Origin of the sequence: Ardenticatena maritima (assembly GCF_001306175.1) — a bacterium.
Taxonomy (GTDB): Bacteria; Chloroflexota; Anaerolineae; order Ardenticatenales; family Ardenticatenaceae; genus Ardenticatena; species Ardenticatena maritima.
In genome coordinates, this window is sequence record NZ_LGKN01000004.1 from 380,734 (window position 1) to 396,211 (window position 15,478).

The following is a 15,478-nucleotide window of genomic DNA, read 5'->3' on the forward strand; positions in this document are numbered from 1 at the left end:
GGCTATTTCTTCCCCAAGCCAAACAACCGCACCACCGACGTCAAACAGCCATCGCCGGGCGGCGGTGTTGGCGGGGGTGGGGGTGGCGGTGGAGGTGGTGGAGGTGGTGGGGGCGGTGGCGCACCGTCCATCGCCAGTTGATACGCCGCCCACACATCCACGCGCCCCGCCCCCTGCGTGTTGGGGTCAAGCCCCAAATCAATCGCCGCCTGGCGGAAAATTTCCTTCACTTGCGCAGGCGTCAATGCCGGATTGGCGGCTAGCAAGAGCGCCGCCGCGCCGGCGGCATGCGGGGTTGCCATGCTGGTGCCGCTGGCTTGCGTGTACGAGGCATCCACAGGTGTGCCCATGCTCGTGCCGCTGGCGCGCGCTGCAACAATGTTCACCCCTGGGAAGAGCACATCGGGCTTGGTGCGTCCGTCCGCAGTAGGACCACGGCTGCTAAAATTGGCGACGGCATCGTTGTCGTCCGACGCGCCCACCGTGATGACATCCGCCGCACAGCCGGGCGACCCCACTGTGCGCGCTGAGGGACCCGCATTGCCGGCGGCGACACAGACCACCACGCCCGCCGCCACAGCATTGTTGCAGAGCACGCTGAGCGCATCCGTTCCATCACATGAGAAACTGCTCCCCAAACTCAGATTGATGACGTGCGCCCCTTCATCAACAGCCCACTCAACCCCCGCCATCACATCGCTGGTGCGCCCCGAACCGTCGCCGCGCAGCACCTTCGCCGCCAACAACAACGCCTCAGGCGCCACCCCGACAAACTTCCCGCCGCTCGCCGCCCCGCTCCCTGCGGCGATACTGGCGACATGCGTCCCGTGTCCGTGATTGTCAGCCGCACCTTCCCCCGTGAAATCCGTCATCGCGACAATGCGCCCGGCAAAATCGGGGTGATTGGGGTCAATGCCCGTATCCACCACCGCAATTTTGACGCCGGCGCCGCGCACGCCCACATCCCACACCTGCGGCGCTTTGATTTTGGGGACGCTCACATCCAGGCAGGTGTGCACCTCTTCATCGTACCAGATGACTTCCACATCGGGGTCGTCGCTCAGCGCCGCGACATCCGCCGGCGTCATCTCCAGCGCCACCGCGGGCACCAGCCGGTACGCCCGTTTGGCGGAGAGCGTTTGCAGCCGCCGCGTCGCCGCGTCGGTTTCGCGGTATTTGCAAATCACAGGCAGACGGCGGTCGGTGCGCGTGGCGGCTTCGCGCACATCACTCACGCCTGTTTCGGCTTGGAGAACCGCCTGCAATCGGGGATGGATTTTTTCGGGATTCATGCGCTTGCTCCTTTCATGCTCACAAGTGGACCTCAGGGTCGGGTTCAATCCGCTCAACCCACGGCTCATCCGCCAGGGCTAAAAGCGCCGCAGCGGGACCTTCAACCGCAACGGCGTTCATCAACCGATAGCGTCGGCGCACGTGCAAACCGCGCGCCTTCCATAGTCCTTCATCTTCGGGGGCGTCGGCATGCAAGCGCACAATCGCGGCAACACGGCGTTGTGGGGCGGCTCGCAAAGTCTCAGCCCATTCCGGCGGGAAAATCGTCATGCACACACTCCATGCAAACAATCGTGGTCGCTCCACTAAACGAAAACGCGCGTTGAATTCGGTTCACGCCAACACCGTCGCATTGCCTTTTGCACCGTTGCCCATAGACTTAGCCTTACTCACTTTACAATTTGCTGCATGGTTTGGCAATGATGGAGCAACAAAACCACCCCACAACACACTTTTGGCGTGAAATCAGCGTGATTTTCATCGCCCGTTTGTGGTTGTCCGCCGGTTCGCGCATTGTCTATCCCTTCCTGGGACCGCTCTCGAACGGGCTGGGGCTTTCCGTGGAGCAGACCGGCGCACTTGTCACCTTGCGCACACTGGCGGGATTTGCCGCGCCCGTGCTCGCACCACTCTCCGACACGTATGGGCGGCGGCGCATCATGGCAATTACGCTCACCATCGGCGCGGTAACCTTTGCCATGCTGGCGCTTCTGCCCCACCCCTGGGTTGCGGCGATTGCCTTTCTGGGCTTGGGCTTGGCGCTCACCGCGTTTGGTCCCGCCATGTACGCCTACATCGGCGACCGCGTGCCCTACGCCAAACGGGGCACCATCACAGGGCTGAACGAACTCTCATGGGCGCTCGCCTGGCTCATCGGCGTGCCCATGAGCACGTGGCTCATCACGCGCTATTCGTGGCGCGCCCCCTGGCTGGTGCTGGCGGCGTTGACAGTGGGGGGAGCCGTTCTCGTGCAACGCCTGCCCCCCCCCGCCAAACACGCATCCGACGCCCACGCACCGCAAGCGTTCAACGGGCGGGCGCTGTTGGCATTGTGGCGCTCATTGTGGCGGTTGCCCACCGTGCGCTGGCTTTTTCTGGGCGCGTTTTTCCTCAGCGCCGCCATCGAAACCCCGTTCATTGTGTACGGCGTCTGGCTGCAAAACCTGCACACCATCTCACTCGCCACATTGGGGTTTGCTTCGACCTTTTTCGGCATTGCCGAAGGCGCAGCCGAAATTGCCTCGGCGCTTTTCACCGACCGCGTCGGGAAAATTCGCAGCGTGATTCTGGGGCTTCTTCTGCTCGTGGGGGCGTTCCTGGCGCTTCCCACAGTCGCGGGGCGCTCGCTCACCGCCGCCGTCTTCATCCTCTCGCTGGCGCTCTTCGGCTTTGAATTTGGGATTGTCTCGCTTCTGCCTGTTGCCAGCGAAGTTGTGCCTACGCAACGCGCCGCGGTTGTGGGGCTCATCGGCATGGGGCTTCAAATGGGGCGTACCATGGGGGGATTTTTGGGCAGTTGGTTGTGGCAATGGGAACAATTCACTATTCACATGAGCGCCGCAACAGTGTTTGCTATAAGCAGCCTGTTTTGCATCTGGCGCATCAGGCACGCCGTCCACCATTGGGAACACGATGAAGCACAATCCTGACAAAGACATGCGCAATGGGGACCATGAACCAGGAAAACACAACCGCCGCATCACGCATCCCGCTTGCACGCCCATGGGGGGCTTTTGCCTTGCTGGCGCTTGCCGCCGTCGGGTTGAGCCTCTGGCAAGAGAACATGCACCCTCTCGCCTGGCTGGCGCTCGCCTGGCTTCCCCTCTTGACATTGCCCACATCTGACGTGAAGCGCGCCCTCGGCATCACGAGTGCGGGGGCGCTCATGTTCACCGCGCTGGCGTGGTACGCCAACGTTGCGCGCTGGGCGTTGCCCTTCATCCTGCTGACGCCGCCGCTGGCACGCTGGTATCTTCACCGCGCGACGCTTGGCTGGCGACAATCGCAACAGCGCGTCCAAGCCCGCGATGATTTTGTGCACATTGTGCTGAGTGCGCTGGGGCATGGTTTGCTCGTGCTGGACCTGGACGGGCGCGTCATCAGCGCCAACGAACGCTGGAACGACCTGGCAATCGCGGCAACGCCGCCGCTTCCGCAGGCGCTCGTTGGGCAACCGTACCTGCGCCTGCTCACCGAGTACGCGCAATGCCATCAACATAGCGCCCTGCAACGCCTGCTCGAACGCCTGGGGGGCGTCATCACCGGTACGTTCGACACAGTGCAGGAAGAATTGCCGTTTGACGCCTCTACCCTGCACCTTACGGTGCGCCCTCTCTCGTTCCACAACCAGCATGTACTGGTCTTGACCCTCACCGACATCAGCGAACGGCACGCGCTCTTGCAATCGCTCCACAACGCCACCGAACAAGCACGCGCCCTTATCGAAGGCAGCGGTGACGTCTATTTTCGCCAATCGCGCCAAACGCTTGCTTTTGAGTATCTCAGCCCGACTATCGAAAACATGCTCGGTTATTCGCCGGAAACACTGAACGAAAAAGGGTTCGAGTTCATCATCCGCGAATCGCAACCCCACAACGCCTACACGCTCCACCGCATCGAGCAATACGAACGCTGGAAACAAGGCGACACGCGCCCCTTTGTCGCCACATACCGCATCCATACCGGCGACGGGCGCACCATCTGGGTGCAAGAGCGTTCGCTCCCGTGGTACGACGACCAGGGGCAAATCCGTGGCTGGCAAGGCGTCTGGCGCGACATCACTCTCCAAAAAATGGCTGAACAAGCGCTCCATCGGAAAGCCCGCAAAGCCGACGCGCTCATCGAAGCGGTTGCGCAGGGCGTCCTCACCCTTGACGCGCGCGGCTTCATCCGCGACGCCAACCCCACCGCGATTGAAATGCTCGGGCTGAACCCAAACGACGTGGAAGCACGGCGCCTCTTCATCGGCGATATTCAATTCCTGGATGAGCACGGTATCCCCTTGACGAAAACCAACACGCCGCCGCTCAAAACGTTGCGCACAGGTGAAGTGCTTGAAGACGCCATTGTGCAATACATCCACCCCGAAGGCGACATTCTCTGGTTTGCGCTGACCACACGCCTGCTCAGCGCCGGGAATGGGCATGCGCCTACCGGCGTCGTCGTCACGCTGACCGACATCACCGCCATGCGCCGCGAACAAGAAAAATTGCGCTACCAGAGCACACACGACGCCATGACCGGCTTGCACAACCGCGCCTACTTCGAGGAAGTCTGCGCCACGCTGCAAGCCAGCGCCGTCCCTGTGGGCGTGGTTGTGGTGGACCTGGACGGCTTGAAAGCCGCCAACGATACCTACGGACACGAAGCGGGCGATGAACTCATCAAACGGGCGGCGCACGTTCTGCAAACATCGTTCCGCAAAAACGATATTGTGGCGCGGTTGGGGGGCGATGAATTCATCGTGCTTCTGCCCAACACCACACCCGACATCGTCCAAAAAGCCATGTATCGCCTGCGTCAGCACATTCGCCAACACAACGAAGAAACAAAACACCCCATCCCGCTCAGCATGTCCATCGGCGGCGCGTTTGCCCGCACGGGCGCTTTGCTGGAAGCCGCCATCAAACGCGCCGACGAACTCATGTACGAAGACAAACGGCGGCGCAAAGCCGGGCGCGATTCGTTTGGCACACCATGAGCGCCCACCAGTCTGCTTCGCCGCTCATTTTCTGCTATACTTTTCCTCAACCACGAGCCCATCGGTTGAGGAAGCATGTTTGATTGGCGCTTCACCGAAGAAGATGAACCATTGCCGTCTCTGCCGTCCACGCCCGCCCGGCGCTGGACACGCCGCACCCTGCTTCGGCTGACGCTTGTGGCACTGCTTCTGCTCCTCATCGGCGGGCTTGCCGCGCGCCTCTGGTGGGCGCGCCAACTGGACCGCATGGAAGCCGATTTGCGCACCTTCATTCTTGCCGAAGAACGCGACCGCCTCTTCGGGCGCACCGAACGCATTCCCTACCTCGTCGCCGAAGGGGTTTCGTACACCTGGTGGACCGCCTACGAGCGCACCTTCACCCCACCGGACGCCGCCCGCCCCGTGCAGGTTGACATTCAGCGCATTGCCATCGAGGGCGATACGGCGCTGGTGGACCTCACCCTCAACGGCGTGCCCTATGTGCGGGCGTATCGCATCTGGCGCGGCAGTTGGCGACGCACCGAAGTGCCCCCCGAAGCATGGGGAGAAGAGCGACGCGCCAAACAGTTGCCCAACGGCGTGTACGTCATCTACCGCCCCCGCGACCGCACCTTTGCCGACACCCTCGCCCGCGACCTTCCCGCGCTCTTCGCCCTGCTGGACGCCGGCACGCAGACAAACGCGCTCAAACAAATCGAAATTGAGCCGCACGACCTGCAACCGCCGCTCATCTTCGCCGGTGAACAGCGCATCGTGCTCAACTCGCCGCTGTTGCTGCCACCCGACGGCGACGGCGCGGAACGTGTGCGCCTGGCGCTAGCGCACACGCTGGTTGCCCGTGCCCTGCCCGCCGCCGAGACCGACGCTCCGCATGATGTGCTGGTACGCGCCGCCGCCGACGTTCTTGCCGCCCGCTGGGCGCTGGATGACGACGCCTACCGCGACTATATCGCCACGTGGCAACACCCCTTCCGCAAGGAAACCTCTTGGCGGCTCGCGCTGAGCGCCCCCTTCACTCCACCATTGCGCAGTGGGGTGCTCGTCTCCCCCCAAATGCTGGACGCCGCCGCGCATGTCGCCGCCGCCTACCTTGCCGAACAAGACGCCCCCGCCACGCTGGTGCGTATGCTCAACGCCTCATGCACCACCTGGGATACCTGCTTGTACACCTTCTACGGGCGCACGCTCCGCGAACTCGAAGCCGAATTGCTGGCGTTCATCGAGGGACGACCAGCCACATCACGCACCATGCCCGCCGAGACGCTGCCGCGCTACGCCCACGTTGCCCTGTACGACAGCAGTTTGCCCGCCTTCGTGTTGCAAAACGAAGAAAACGGACCGCCGCTCATCGCCGAACTGACACCCCAAACCCGTATCACCAGCGGCGTCGGTGTGGACATCCCCCCCACATGCATCCCCACCAACGCCCTGGTTGAAATAGAGGGCGAATGGTTCACCGAAGGGCGACACCTGCGCGCCGCGCGCATCACCGTGCGGGAACCACTGGGCGGCGTCTGGCCGCCGTTTGGCACAGCCCCCGCCAACACGGTCGCTTTCCTCGCGCGGCAAGAGGGCAACACAACCACCCTGCTCGCCTTGCTTGAAGATGGGAGCGAAACCCCACTGGTGCAGGTCGAACGAGCGAGCGTGCGCTTTCGCCAAATTCCGCAACGCGGCGACGAAGCCGCCCGCTTCCTCTTCTTCACCTGGCTTGAATCGTGCCAGCGATACTGGTTCTTGCTGTTCAACGCGCAAACCGCCGAATTCCACGGCTGGCTCAGCCCACGCCAGCAAACCCCGGACATCGGTGTCAACTACACACACTGGCGACCCGATGAAGCCGACCCGCTTCTGGTGCAGGGGTATCCGCTCGCGCGGGGGTTCGGCACACGCTACGCCGTTTTCACCCCCACCGAAACCCCCACCATCAGCGAATTTGCGCCCGTCGCCGCGACGCTGGCGCCCGGCGAATGGCCTATCGGCTGGAGCGCCGCCACCCGCCGCCTGGTGGTATACAACACCCGCACCAACACCGACATCGCGCTGATAGACCTCGCCACCGGCGAGCGCCGCCCCTTTTCCCTGGCACAGCGCATACAAATCCACGCGCTCAGCCCCGACGGGCGCTACCTGGCGTACGGCACGCGCCAACAGCCGCGGCAAGATGGTCCCCCCACCTTGCTGCTCGTGCTCGACCTGACGAACGGGCAAACCTCGTTCGCGCTTCCCCTTCCCGAAGGGCAATGGCTCGCCTCGCTCGCGTGGTCGCTGCGTTTGGAAGACCCACACCTGGCGTTTGTGGTGCAAGAACCGCGCGAAACCTTTACGCTGCGCGTCGCCAACGTCGCCCGTCCAAACGCCACGAACTTCATCCTCACAACCGACAACATCCCCCTCTGGAACGCCGTCATATGCCCGGACGGGCGACTGCTTGCCAAACTGGGTGTGGAAGAAAACGCCCCCTTGCTCTTGCACGCCCAAAGCATCAACGCGCAACCGCTGCCCATCGCCCGCCTGACGCCCAACACCGACATCATCGGGTGTCCGGCAGTGCCGCCCACGTACCACCTTGCCCCCCGCCCACTCGACGACGCCTTGCTTCTGGAAGGTGCGGAGAGCCTGTGGCGGTTGCGGTTGGCACCCGGAACAACACGCGTGCGCCGATAGCGCACCCCAAGCGTATCAACCCACCAACAGGAGGAGCCACATGCCACCGATTCTTTTCACTAACGCCCACATCTACGCGCCCGACAGCGCCCACACCTGGCACACCGCCATGCTGGTCGAACAGGAGCGCATCCGCTGGGTGGGGCATCCCGACGACCTCGGTCCGCAAGTGCAGGCAACACCCCACTCGCTCGAAGGTGGCTATGTCCTGCCCGGCTTGACCGACGCGCACACACACTTCCTCGCGCTGGCGCTGCTCACACAGCGCGTCAACCTGCGCGGCACGCGAAGCCTCGCCGAAGCCCTGCAACGCATCGCCGAGTATGCCCGCACCACCAGCGCCATGTGGATTGAGGGGCATGGCTGGAACGAGCACGAATGGGTGGAACACCGCCTGCCCACCCGCCACGACCTGGACGCCATTCTGCCTGCTCGACCGGTCGCCCTCAGCCGCATTGACGGGCATCTGCTCTGGTGCAACTCGCTTGCCTTGCAAATGGCGGGCATCACCGCCGACACCCCCGACCCCGAAGGCGGACAGATTGACCGCGATGAGCATGGTGAACCCACGGGCATCTTGCGCGAAACCGCCCGCCTGCTGGTCAGCCGCATCATTCCCGAACCGCCGCTGGCCACCAAAGTCGCCGCGCTGGAAGCCGCCCAACGCGACGCCCTCGCCCTGGGGCTGACCGGCGTCCACACCATTGAAAGCGCCCTTGCACTGGAAGCCTACCAGACACTCGAACAAGAAAACCGCTTGCGCATGCGCATTCTCTTCATGCCCATGTACGACGCGCTCAACGCCCTGCGCACCACCGGCAAACATCCCGGCAGTGGCAGCGCCCGGCTCCGATTGGGGCAACTCAAACTGTTTAGCGATGGCACGCTCGGCTCGCGCACCGCCTGGCTGCTCGCGCCCTACAGCGACGCCCCGGACGAACTCGGCTTGCCCACCTACACCCCCGACGAACTGCACGCCCTGGTTGCCGAAGCCCACCGCGCCGGCTGGCCGGTTGCCATTCACGCCATCGGCGACGCCGCCAACCGCGCCGCGCTGGACGCCATCGAAGCCGCACCGCCGCACAACAGCACCCTACCCGACCGCATCGAACATGTGCAACTCATCCACCCCGACGACGTGCCCCGCTTCGCGCAGTTGGGCGTGATTGCGTCCATGCAGCCCATCCACATGGCGAGCGACTGGCGGCTGGCGGAACAACGCTGGGGCGAACGGGCGCGCTTTGGCTACGCCTGGCGCACCTTGCGCGCCGCCGGCGCGGTTCTCGCATTCGGCTCCGACGCCCCCATCGAACCCATCAACCCATGGCCGAACCTGCAAGTCGCCGTCACCCGCCGCGATTTGGACGGCAACCCGCCCGAAGGGTGGTATCCTCTCGAACGGCTGGCGCTCGCCGACGCGCTCGACGGCTTCACACACGGCGCGGCTGTTGCCGCCGGTTTGCCCCATGAGGGGCGGCTGAGCGTGGGCGCATTCGCTGATTTCATCGTTTTGGAGCACAATCCCTTCACCACACCCCCCGAAAACCTGGCAACCGTGCGCCCGTTGCGCACCTTTGTGGGGGGAGAGGAAGTCAACACGTGAAGGAGGAACAGATGAACAACATCGCATTACCACGCCACATCCAGCGCGCCATGGTCATCATGGCACATCCCGACGACCCCGAATTTTTCTGCGGCGCGACAGTCGCCTACATGGCGGAACAAGGCATTGAAGTGACGTACCTCATTCTTACCGATGGCAGCAAAGGGAGCGACGACCGCACGCTTGCCACCCGCGACCTCATCCGCATTCGCCGCGAAGAACAACGCGCCGCTGCGAACGTGTTGGGCGTCAAACATGTGGTCTTCTTCGACGAACCCGATGGCGAACTCCAAAATACGCTTGACGTGCGCCGCAATGTGGTGCGCGAAATTCGCCGCTACCGCCCCGACGTGGTCATCGCGCCCGACCCGCAACGCTACTACTTCGACAGCGGCTACATCAACCACACCGACCACCGCGCCGCCGGCGTCATCGCGCTGGACGCGGTCTTCCCCGCGTCGCAAAACTTCCGCTTCTTCCCCGTCCTGCTGGAAGAAGGCTTTGAACCGCACCATGTGCGCGAAGTCTGGCTGGCGGGCGCGTGTGAACCCAACTTTGAACTCCCGCTCGACCACATGTTCGACAAGCGCGTGGAAGCGATTTTGCAACACCGCAGCCAATTCAGCGACCCTGAGGGGTTGGTGAAGCGCCTGCACACCTGGCGCGAGGAATCGGGCGGGCATGTGGAACGCTACCGCCGCTTGCGGCTGGTGTGGGATGAAGAGGAAGAAGAAACCCAAAACGAACGCGCCCCGGCGACCTAACGCCTGCAAGCCCACGCGCGCTCGCGCGTGGGCTTGTTTTCAACCGACCGATGAATGCCGACACGAGCACAACCATGCGTTTCACACTCACGTTCCTGATAGCGCTTTGCCTGCTGCTTCTGCTGAACGCATGCGGTACCCCCCGCCTTGCCCAACAGCCCCCCACAGCGACGCGCCCGCCGCTGATTACCACAACCCCCGTGCCCACCTTCACCCCCACCGTCTGGCCGACGTACACGCCCTGGCCGACCTACACCCCCTACCCAACCCCGACGGCGACGCCCCTCATCCCCACGTCGCCGCCCGCCCTGTTCGACGAATACAGCCCGCTCCTGCGCCGCATCGCCCGCGTGGTCAATGGCGACGCCGACGCCTTCCAGTCCGTGCTGGCGCAATGGGGGGCGCTCGGTGAAGATGGGCGTGTGATTGCCGCCGACGTGACCCATGATACGAAACCCGAACTCATTGCAAATTATGTCAATCCATCCAACCCCGAAGAGCGCACCTTGCTTGTCCTGAGCCGCCGCAATGACGCCTACCACATTTTGCTGGACACCTTCGCCCAAGGCGAACCAACAGCGCACCTGCTGGACGCACGGGACATCAACAACGACCACCTCGCCGAACTTGCCTACACCACGCGGCAATGCACGCGCCTCGTCTGCATCACGTCCGTTCACATCGAACGCTGGAACGGGCGCACCTTTGCCTCGCTCCTCACCCGCCCGATTGACATCGCCTACGCGCATCGCGTTGCACTGGTGGCGTGGGATACCGACCCGGCGCTGGAACTCCTGCTCGAAAGCGAAGACGCCCCCGACCGGCTGGAACACCCCCGCCGCGAGATTTGGGATTGGAACGGAAGCACGTACGTTTTACGCACAACCATGCCGGTGGAAAGCAACTGGCTGGCGTTGGCGGCTTTTGATGGGTACGCCGCCCTGCAACAGGGTGAATGGGAACGTGCCGAACGGCTCTTGTTGCGCGTGCTGAACGACAACACCCTGCGGCTCTGGCATGGTGCATTCGACACCACCTACGACGCGACCACCGAGCGCCAACTTCTGCGCGCTTTCGCCGGCTTTCACCTCGTCGTGCTCTACACCGCCCAACAACGCCCCTTCTCTGTGCAACACATGCTCGAACGCCTGCAACGCGAAGCGCCGTCCCACCCGCTCACACGCGCCGCTTCCATCTTCCGCGAAACATGGGCGCAAACCGGCAGCACAGCGAGCGCCTGCATAGCCGTCGAAACCATGCTGGCGCGTGAGGGGGCGATTGTGCTTCAACAGTTGAATGATTTTGGCTACAATGTGCCCACATTTACGGTGGAGAACATATGCCTTCCTTTGACCAGCAATCCCTAATCGCCTTCCTTGAATCGCTCATCGGCTCGCCAGAAAGCGCCCTCTGGCGCTTGCAAATGAGCATCGTGGTGCTTGTTGCCCTCTGGCTGGCGAACCGTGTATGGGTGAAACTCCTGGAACGCCGCGACCTTTCCCCTGAACAACAATTCAGCCTGCAAAAAACGTTCAGTTACATCACCAGCGTGCTCGCCTTGATTCTCCTGGCGCGCTTCTGGTTCAACGATTTTCGCTCCGTCGCGACGTTCCTGGGGTTGCTCTCCGCCGGTCTGGCGATTGCCCTGCGCGACCCGCTCACCAATTTTGTGGGCTGGCTGTTCATCATCTGGCGGCGTCCCTACGTCGTCGGCGACCGCATTCAAATCGGCGATTTGCGCGGCGACGTGATTGACCTGCGCATCTTCCAAACCCTGCTGCTGGAAATCGGCAATTGGGTACAAAACGAGCAAAGTACGGGGCGCATTCTGCACGTTCCCAATCAACGGGTATTCACCGATACCATCGCCAACTACACCAAAGGCTTTGGGTATATCTGGAATGAAATTCCCGTCGTCATTACCTTTGAAAGCAACTGGGAGAAAGCCGAAACCATCTTGCGCAACATTCTGGAACGCTATTGGGCGCAAGAAGCCGACGCCGCGCACGCCGAACTTAAACGCGCCACGCGGCGCTACTACATTCTCTTCCCCACCATCTCCCCCACAGTGTACCTCGACGTGGTGGATAACGGTGTACGCCTGACCATGCGCTATATGACCCGCGCCCGCCAACGCCGTAGCACCGCTGAATATCTGTGGAAAGAAGTGCTTCGCGCCTTTGCGCAAGAGCGCGACATAGACCTTGCCTATCCCACCCAACGGCTCTACTTTGAACCGCAAGAAGGCAAACGCGCCCGCCCCCAACGCCACGATGAGCAGGCATAAAAAAACCGCCCTGGGAAACCAGAGCGGTTTTTTACGGTATCGCACGTAGCGACATTAGAGCAACGGCAAGGCCGAGATGAAGTCGCGGCTCATGTTCGCCAGGTTCAGGAAGGGTTCGGGATAGAACCCAATCAGCAACGTGCCCACGAACGAAATCGCCAGCGCCAGCCCCATGCTCGCCGGGAAGCGCACCCGTTCCGCTCCTTCCGGCGCGGGCATGAAGAACATCTGGCGAATGACGTTGAAGTAGTAGTAGACACTCACCACGCTGTTCAGCACACCGATAATCGCTAGGAAGTAAAGCCCCTTGGCGACCGTAGCGTAAAAGACCGCCAACTTCCCAACGAAGCCGGCTGTCGGCGGCAAGCCCGCCAGGCTGAGGAAGAAGACCACGAACGTGAAGGCCAGCCACGGCGAGCGGCGAACCAAGCCGGCGTAATCCGAGATGGCAACGGAGCCGGTGGCTTGCTCAAAAATCACCGCGCCGATGAAAACGCCCACGTTCGTGAAGAGGTACGCCACGAGGTAAACCAACACGCCCGACAACCCATCCGCCGGGAAGGGCGCACCAGCCGTATACGCCGCCAGCCCCATCAGAATGTAGCCGGCTTGGGCAATCGAAGAGTACGCCAGCAGGCGCTTCATGTTGGTCTGGCGCAGCGCCACCAGGTTCCCCAGCGTCATCGTGAGAATGCTCAGCACCACCAGGAGCGACGTCCAGTGTTCCTGGAACGCCGGCATCGCTTCCAGCAGGACGCGGGACAAGACGGCGAAGCCTGCGCCTTTGGAGCCCACCGAGAGGAACGCCGCCACCGGCGTTGGTGCGCCTTCGTACGCGTCGGGCGCCCATTGGTGGAAGGGCACCAGCGAAATCTTGAAGCCAATCCCCGCCAGCAAGAAGACCAGCGCAGGGATGACCATCGAGTAGAGTCCGGTAATTTGCGTTTCGGGCTGCAAGAAGAAGGCGGCAATCTCGGTCAGGCGCGTCGTTCCCGTCGCCCCATACAGCAGCGACATGCCGTACAGCATGATAGCCGACGAAATCGCCCCAAAGAGCAAGTACTTCATCGCGCCTTCATTGCTGCGGGTATCGTCGCGCAACCAGCCCACGAGCACATAACTGGTGATACTGAGGAATTCAAACGCCAGGTAGAGCAAAATCAGGTCGTGAGCGCCCGCGACCAGCACCACGGCTAACGTGACCCACAGCAGCAGGCTGTAAAATTCGCCCGTGTGCTTGCTACGGGCTTGCACGTAGTTCACGCTCACCAACAAAACGAGCAAGGCCGCGCCAATACCCAGCAAGCGGAAGAAGTGCGTCAACGGGTCGGCGGCAAACATGAACAACGCCACATCGTTGACGCCCAACACCGCATGTGCAGCAGCCGCCGCCAATGCGCTCACCAGCACCAAGAACGTAAAGCCGGGCAAAATGGGGCTGGTGTCGTCTTCAATAAACAAGTCGAACACCAGCACGATGAGCGCACCAACGGTCAGCAAAATTTCCGGTGCGAGCAAGAATGTTGTATCAACCCAGTTGATTTGCACGTCCGTGCCTCCACAATACAAAGTTTGCCGGGGGGCGGCTTGCAGCGCCGCCCCATTCCACGTTGGTCGCTTACCCCATCAGATTCAACAACGCCACCACACCGGCATTGACATAGTCCAGAATGGGCTTGGGATAGACGCCGAACACCGTGAAGAGAATGACCAGCGGCGTCAGCGTGGCAATTTCCCACCAGTGCATGTCAGGCAAATCTTTCCACTTTTCATTGAGCGGGCCAAGGAAGACCATCTGGATAATCTTCCAGAGGTACATCGCCGCCGTCACCACGATACCGATGACACCGATGGCGGCAATGTAGGGAATAATGGCGAACGCGCCACGGAAGACCATGAACTCACTCACGAACCCAGCCAGCCCCGGCAAACCAAGGCTTGCAAAGGTGGCGGCCGCCATAAAGGCGTAGTACTTCGGCACAACCGCGCCCAGCCCGCCAAAGGCTTTCAGGTCGCGCGTGTGGGCGCGTTCGTAAATCACCCCCACAAGGAAGAACAAGGCGCCGGTAATCAAACCGTGGGCGATGAACTGGAAGATGGCGCCGTTGACCGCGATGGCGCGGCTATCCAGCACCGCCGGGTCGCTGCTGTTCAGCGTCGCCGCCGCCGCCGCGATACCCAGCATGGCATAGCCCATGTGGTTGACCGACGAGTAGGCAATCAGCTTCTTCAAGTCCCACTGCGCCATCGCCACCAACGCGCCGTACACGATACTAATCACCGCCAGCACAGCCACCACCGGCCAGTAGGCGTTGAACACATCGGGGAAGATGGGCATGAGAATGCGCAGGAAGCCATACCCACCCAGCTTCAACAAGATACCAGCCAGGATGACCGAACCAGCGGTTGGCGCTTCCACGTGCGCGTCAGGCAACCAGGTGTGGAAGGGCCACATGGGCACCTTGATGGCGAACGCCAGGAAAATGCCCCAGAACGCGAGGCTCTTCAACACGAAGTTGCCACCGAAGAGTTCCTGTCCCGGCAAGGCCGTCAGGTCGAATGTCCCCGTGCTGAAGTAGAGCCCCAGCATCGCCAACAACATCAGAACCGAGCCGGCCAGCGTGTAGATGAAGAACTTGATGGCGGCATATTCACGGCGCGGACCACCCCAGATACCGATGAGGAAGTACATCGGCACCAGACCAATTTCCCAGAAGACGTAGAAGAGGAAGTAGTCCAGCGACGTGAAGACGCCAAACATCCCCACTTCCAGGAAAAGGAAGAGGAAGAAGTACTCTTTCACACGATGATTGATGACATACGTGCTGTAGAAGATGGACAGGAACGTGAGCAAACCGGTCAGCGTAATGAGCGGCACGCTCAGCCCGTCCACCCCCATGCGGTAGAAGACGTTGATTGCCGGAATCCACTGATACTCTTCAAGGAATGCGAATTCACCCGGCCCCAACGCCTTGGGGTCAACCGCAAACCAAAGCCAGAGCGTCAACAAGAAGATGACGAAACTGGACAAAACCGACCAGGTTTTGATGGCACGCTCGTTGTTCAGGAAGAGAACCACGAGCGCGGCAACCAACGGTGCGAACGTGATGATTGAAAGAATCGGAAGACCATTCATCTCGGCCAGTGCCTCCTCGCTTCTACGA

The 15,478-nt window shown here is 62.0% G+C and carries 11 protein-coding genes; 7 read left to right on the top strand and 4 right to left on the bottom strand.

What is annotated here, in order from left to right; genetic code table 11:
- Positions 1-2: 2 nt before the first annotated feature.
- On the bottom strand, positions 3-1,292 hold the full coding sequence (locus SE16_RS16380; RefSeq protein WP_060687376.1) for a S8 family serine peptidase: 1,290 nt from the start codon (positions 1,290-1,292) through the stop codon (positions 3-5).
- Between the two features lie 19 nt (positions 1,293-1,311).
- A complete protein-coding gene (locus tag SE16_RS06480) occupies positions 1,312-1,563 on the bottom strand; it encodes a hypothetical protein (protein WP_054492365.1) in 252 nt (83 codons plus the stop codon).
- A gap of 152 nt (positions 1,564-1,715) precedes the next feature.
- On the opposite strand from SE16_RS06480, the gene SE16_RS06485 reads away from it, so the two are divergent.
- From SE16_RS06485 to SE16_RS06515, 7 genes are all read left to right on the top strand, one after another.
- Entirely contained in the window at positions 1,716-2,942 is a 1,227-nt protein-coding gene (locus SE16_RS06485; RefSeq protein ID WP_160316951.1) for an MFS transporter, read from the top strand.
- Positions 2,943-2,965: 23 nt separating this feature from the next.
- Positions 2,966-4,993 carry a sensor domain-containing diguanylate cyclase gene (locus SE16_RS06490; RefSeq protein WP_060687379.1) on the top strand — a complete coding sequence of 676 codons (2,028 nt, stop codon included), beginning with the start codon at positions 2,966-2,968 and terminating at the stop codon, positions 4,991-4,993.
- Positions 4,994-5,068: 75 nt separating this feature from the next.
- Complete coding sequence (locus SE16_RS06495; RefSeq protein ID WP_060687381.1) at positions 5,069-7,660, top strand: TolB-like translocation protein; 2,592 nt, start codon at positions 5,069-5,071, stop codon at positions 7,658-7,660.
- Between the two features lie 40 nt (positions 7,661-7,700).
- The gene (locus SE16_RS06500; protein ID WP_060687384.1) at positions 7,701-9,263 is read left to right on the top strand and encodes an amidohydrolase; all 1,563 of its coding nucleotides are present in this window, start codon (positions 7,701-7,703) and stop codon (positions 9,261-9,263) included.
- 11 nt (positions 9,264-9,274) lie between these two features.
- On the top strand, positions 9,275-10,027 hold the full coding sequence (locus tag SE16_RS06505; RefSeq protein WP_054493962.1) for a PIG-L deacetylase family protein: 753 nt from the start codon (positions 9,275-9,277) through the stop codon (positions 10,025-10,027).
- A 74-nt stretch (positions 10,028-10,101) separates the two neighbouring features.
- Positions 10,102-11,394, top strand: coding sequence for a hypothetical protein (locus tag SE16_RS06510; protein ID WP_060687385.1), 1,293 nt, complete (start codon positions 10,102-10,104; stop codon positions 11,392-11,394).
- Positions 11,367-12,314: a mechanosensitive ion channel family protein gene (locus SE16_RS06515; RefSeq protein WP_054493721.1), complete on the top strand. Its 948-nt coding sequence runs from the start codon at positions 11,367-11,369 to the stop codon at positions 12,312-12,314. Before SE16_RS06510 ends, SE16_RS06515 begins: the two co-directional genes overlap by 28 nt.
- Before the next feature lie 54 nt (positions 12,315-12,368).
- Here the strand turns inward: SE16_RS06515 and SE16_RS06520 are convergent, their stop codons facing one another.
- Both SE16_RS06520 and SE16_RS06525 read right to left on the bottom strand, forming a co-directional pair.
- Positions 12,369-13,862: an NADH-quinone oxidoreductase subunit N gene (locus SE16_RS06520; protein ID WP_054493722.1), complete on the bottom strand. Its 1,494-nt coding sequence runs from the start codon at positions 13,860-13,862 to the stop codon at positions 12,369-12,371.
- Positions 13,863-13,932: 70 nt separating this feature from the next.
- Positions 13,933-15,450 (bottom strand): complex I subunit 4 family protein, encoded by a 1,518-nt coding sequence (locus SE16_RS06525; protein ID WP_054493723.1) that lies wholly within the window; start codon positions 15,448-15,450, stop codon positions 13,933-13,935.
- Positions 15,451-15,478 lie beyond the last annotated feature (28 nt).

Bases quoted from the DNA above. Each gene is read 5' to 3' on its own strand.
- SE16_RS16380 (WP_060687376.1), bottom strand. From the start codon at position 1,292: ATGAATCCCGAAAAAATCCATCCCCGATTGCAGGCGGTTCTCCAAGCC.
- SE16_RS06480 (WP_054492365.1), bottom strand. From the start codon at position 1,563: ATGACGATTTTCCCGCCGGAATGGGCTGAGACTTTGCGAGCCGCCCCA.
- SE16_RS06485 (WP_160316951.1), top strand. From the start codon at position 1,716: ATGGAGCAACAAAACCACCCCACAACACACTTTTGGCGTGAAATCAGC.
- SE16_RS06490 (WP_060687379.1), top strand. From the start codon at position 2,966: ATGAACCAGGAAAACACAACCGCCGCATCACGCATCCCGCTTGCACGC.
- SE16_RS06495 (WP_060687381.1), top strand. From the start codon at position 5,069: ATGTTTGATTGGCGCTTCACCGAAGAAGATGAACCATTGCCGTCTCTG.
- SE16_RS06500 (WP_060687384.1), top strand. From the start codon at position 7,701: ATGCCACCGATTCTTTTCACTAACGCCCACATCTACGCGCCCGACAGC.
- SE16_RS06505 (WP_054493962.1), top strand. From the start codon at position 9,275: ATGAACAACATCGCATTACCACGCCACATCCAGCGCGCCATGGTCATC.
- SE16_RS06510 (WP_060687385.1), top strand. From the start codon at position 10,102: ATGCGTTTCACACTCACGTTCCTGATAGCGCTTTGCCTGCTGCTTCTG.
- SE16_RS06515 (WP_054493721.1), top strand. From the start codon at position 11,367: ATGCCTTCCTTTGACCAGCAATCCCTAATCGCCTTCCTTGAATCGCTC.
- SE16_RS06525 (WP_054493723.1), bottom strand. From the start codon at position 15,450: ATGAATGGTCTTCCGATTCTTTCAATCATCACGTTCGCACCGTTGGTT.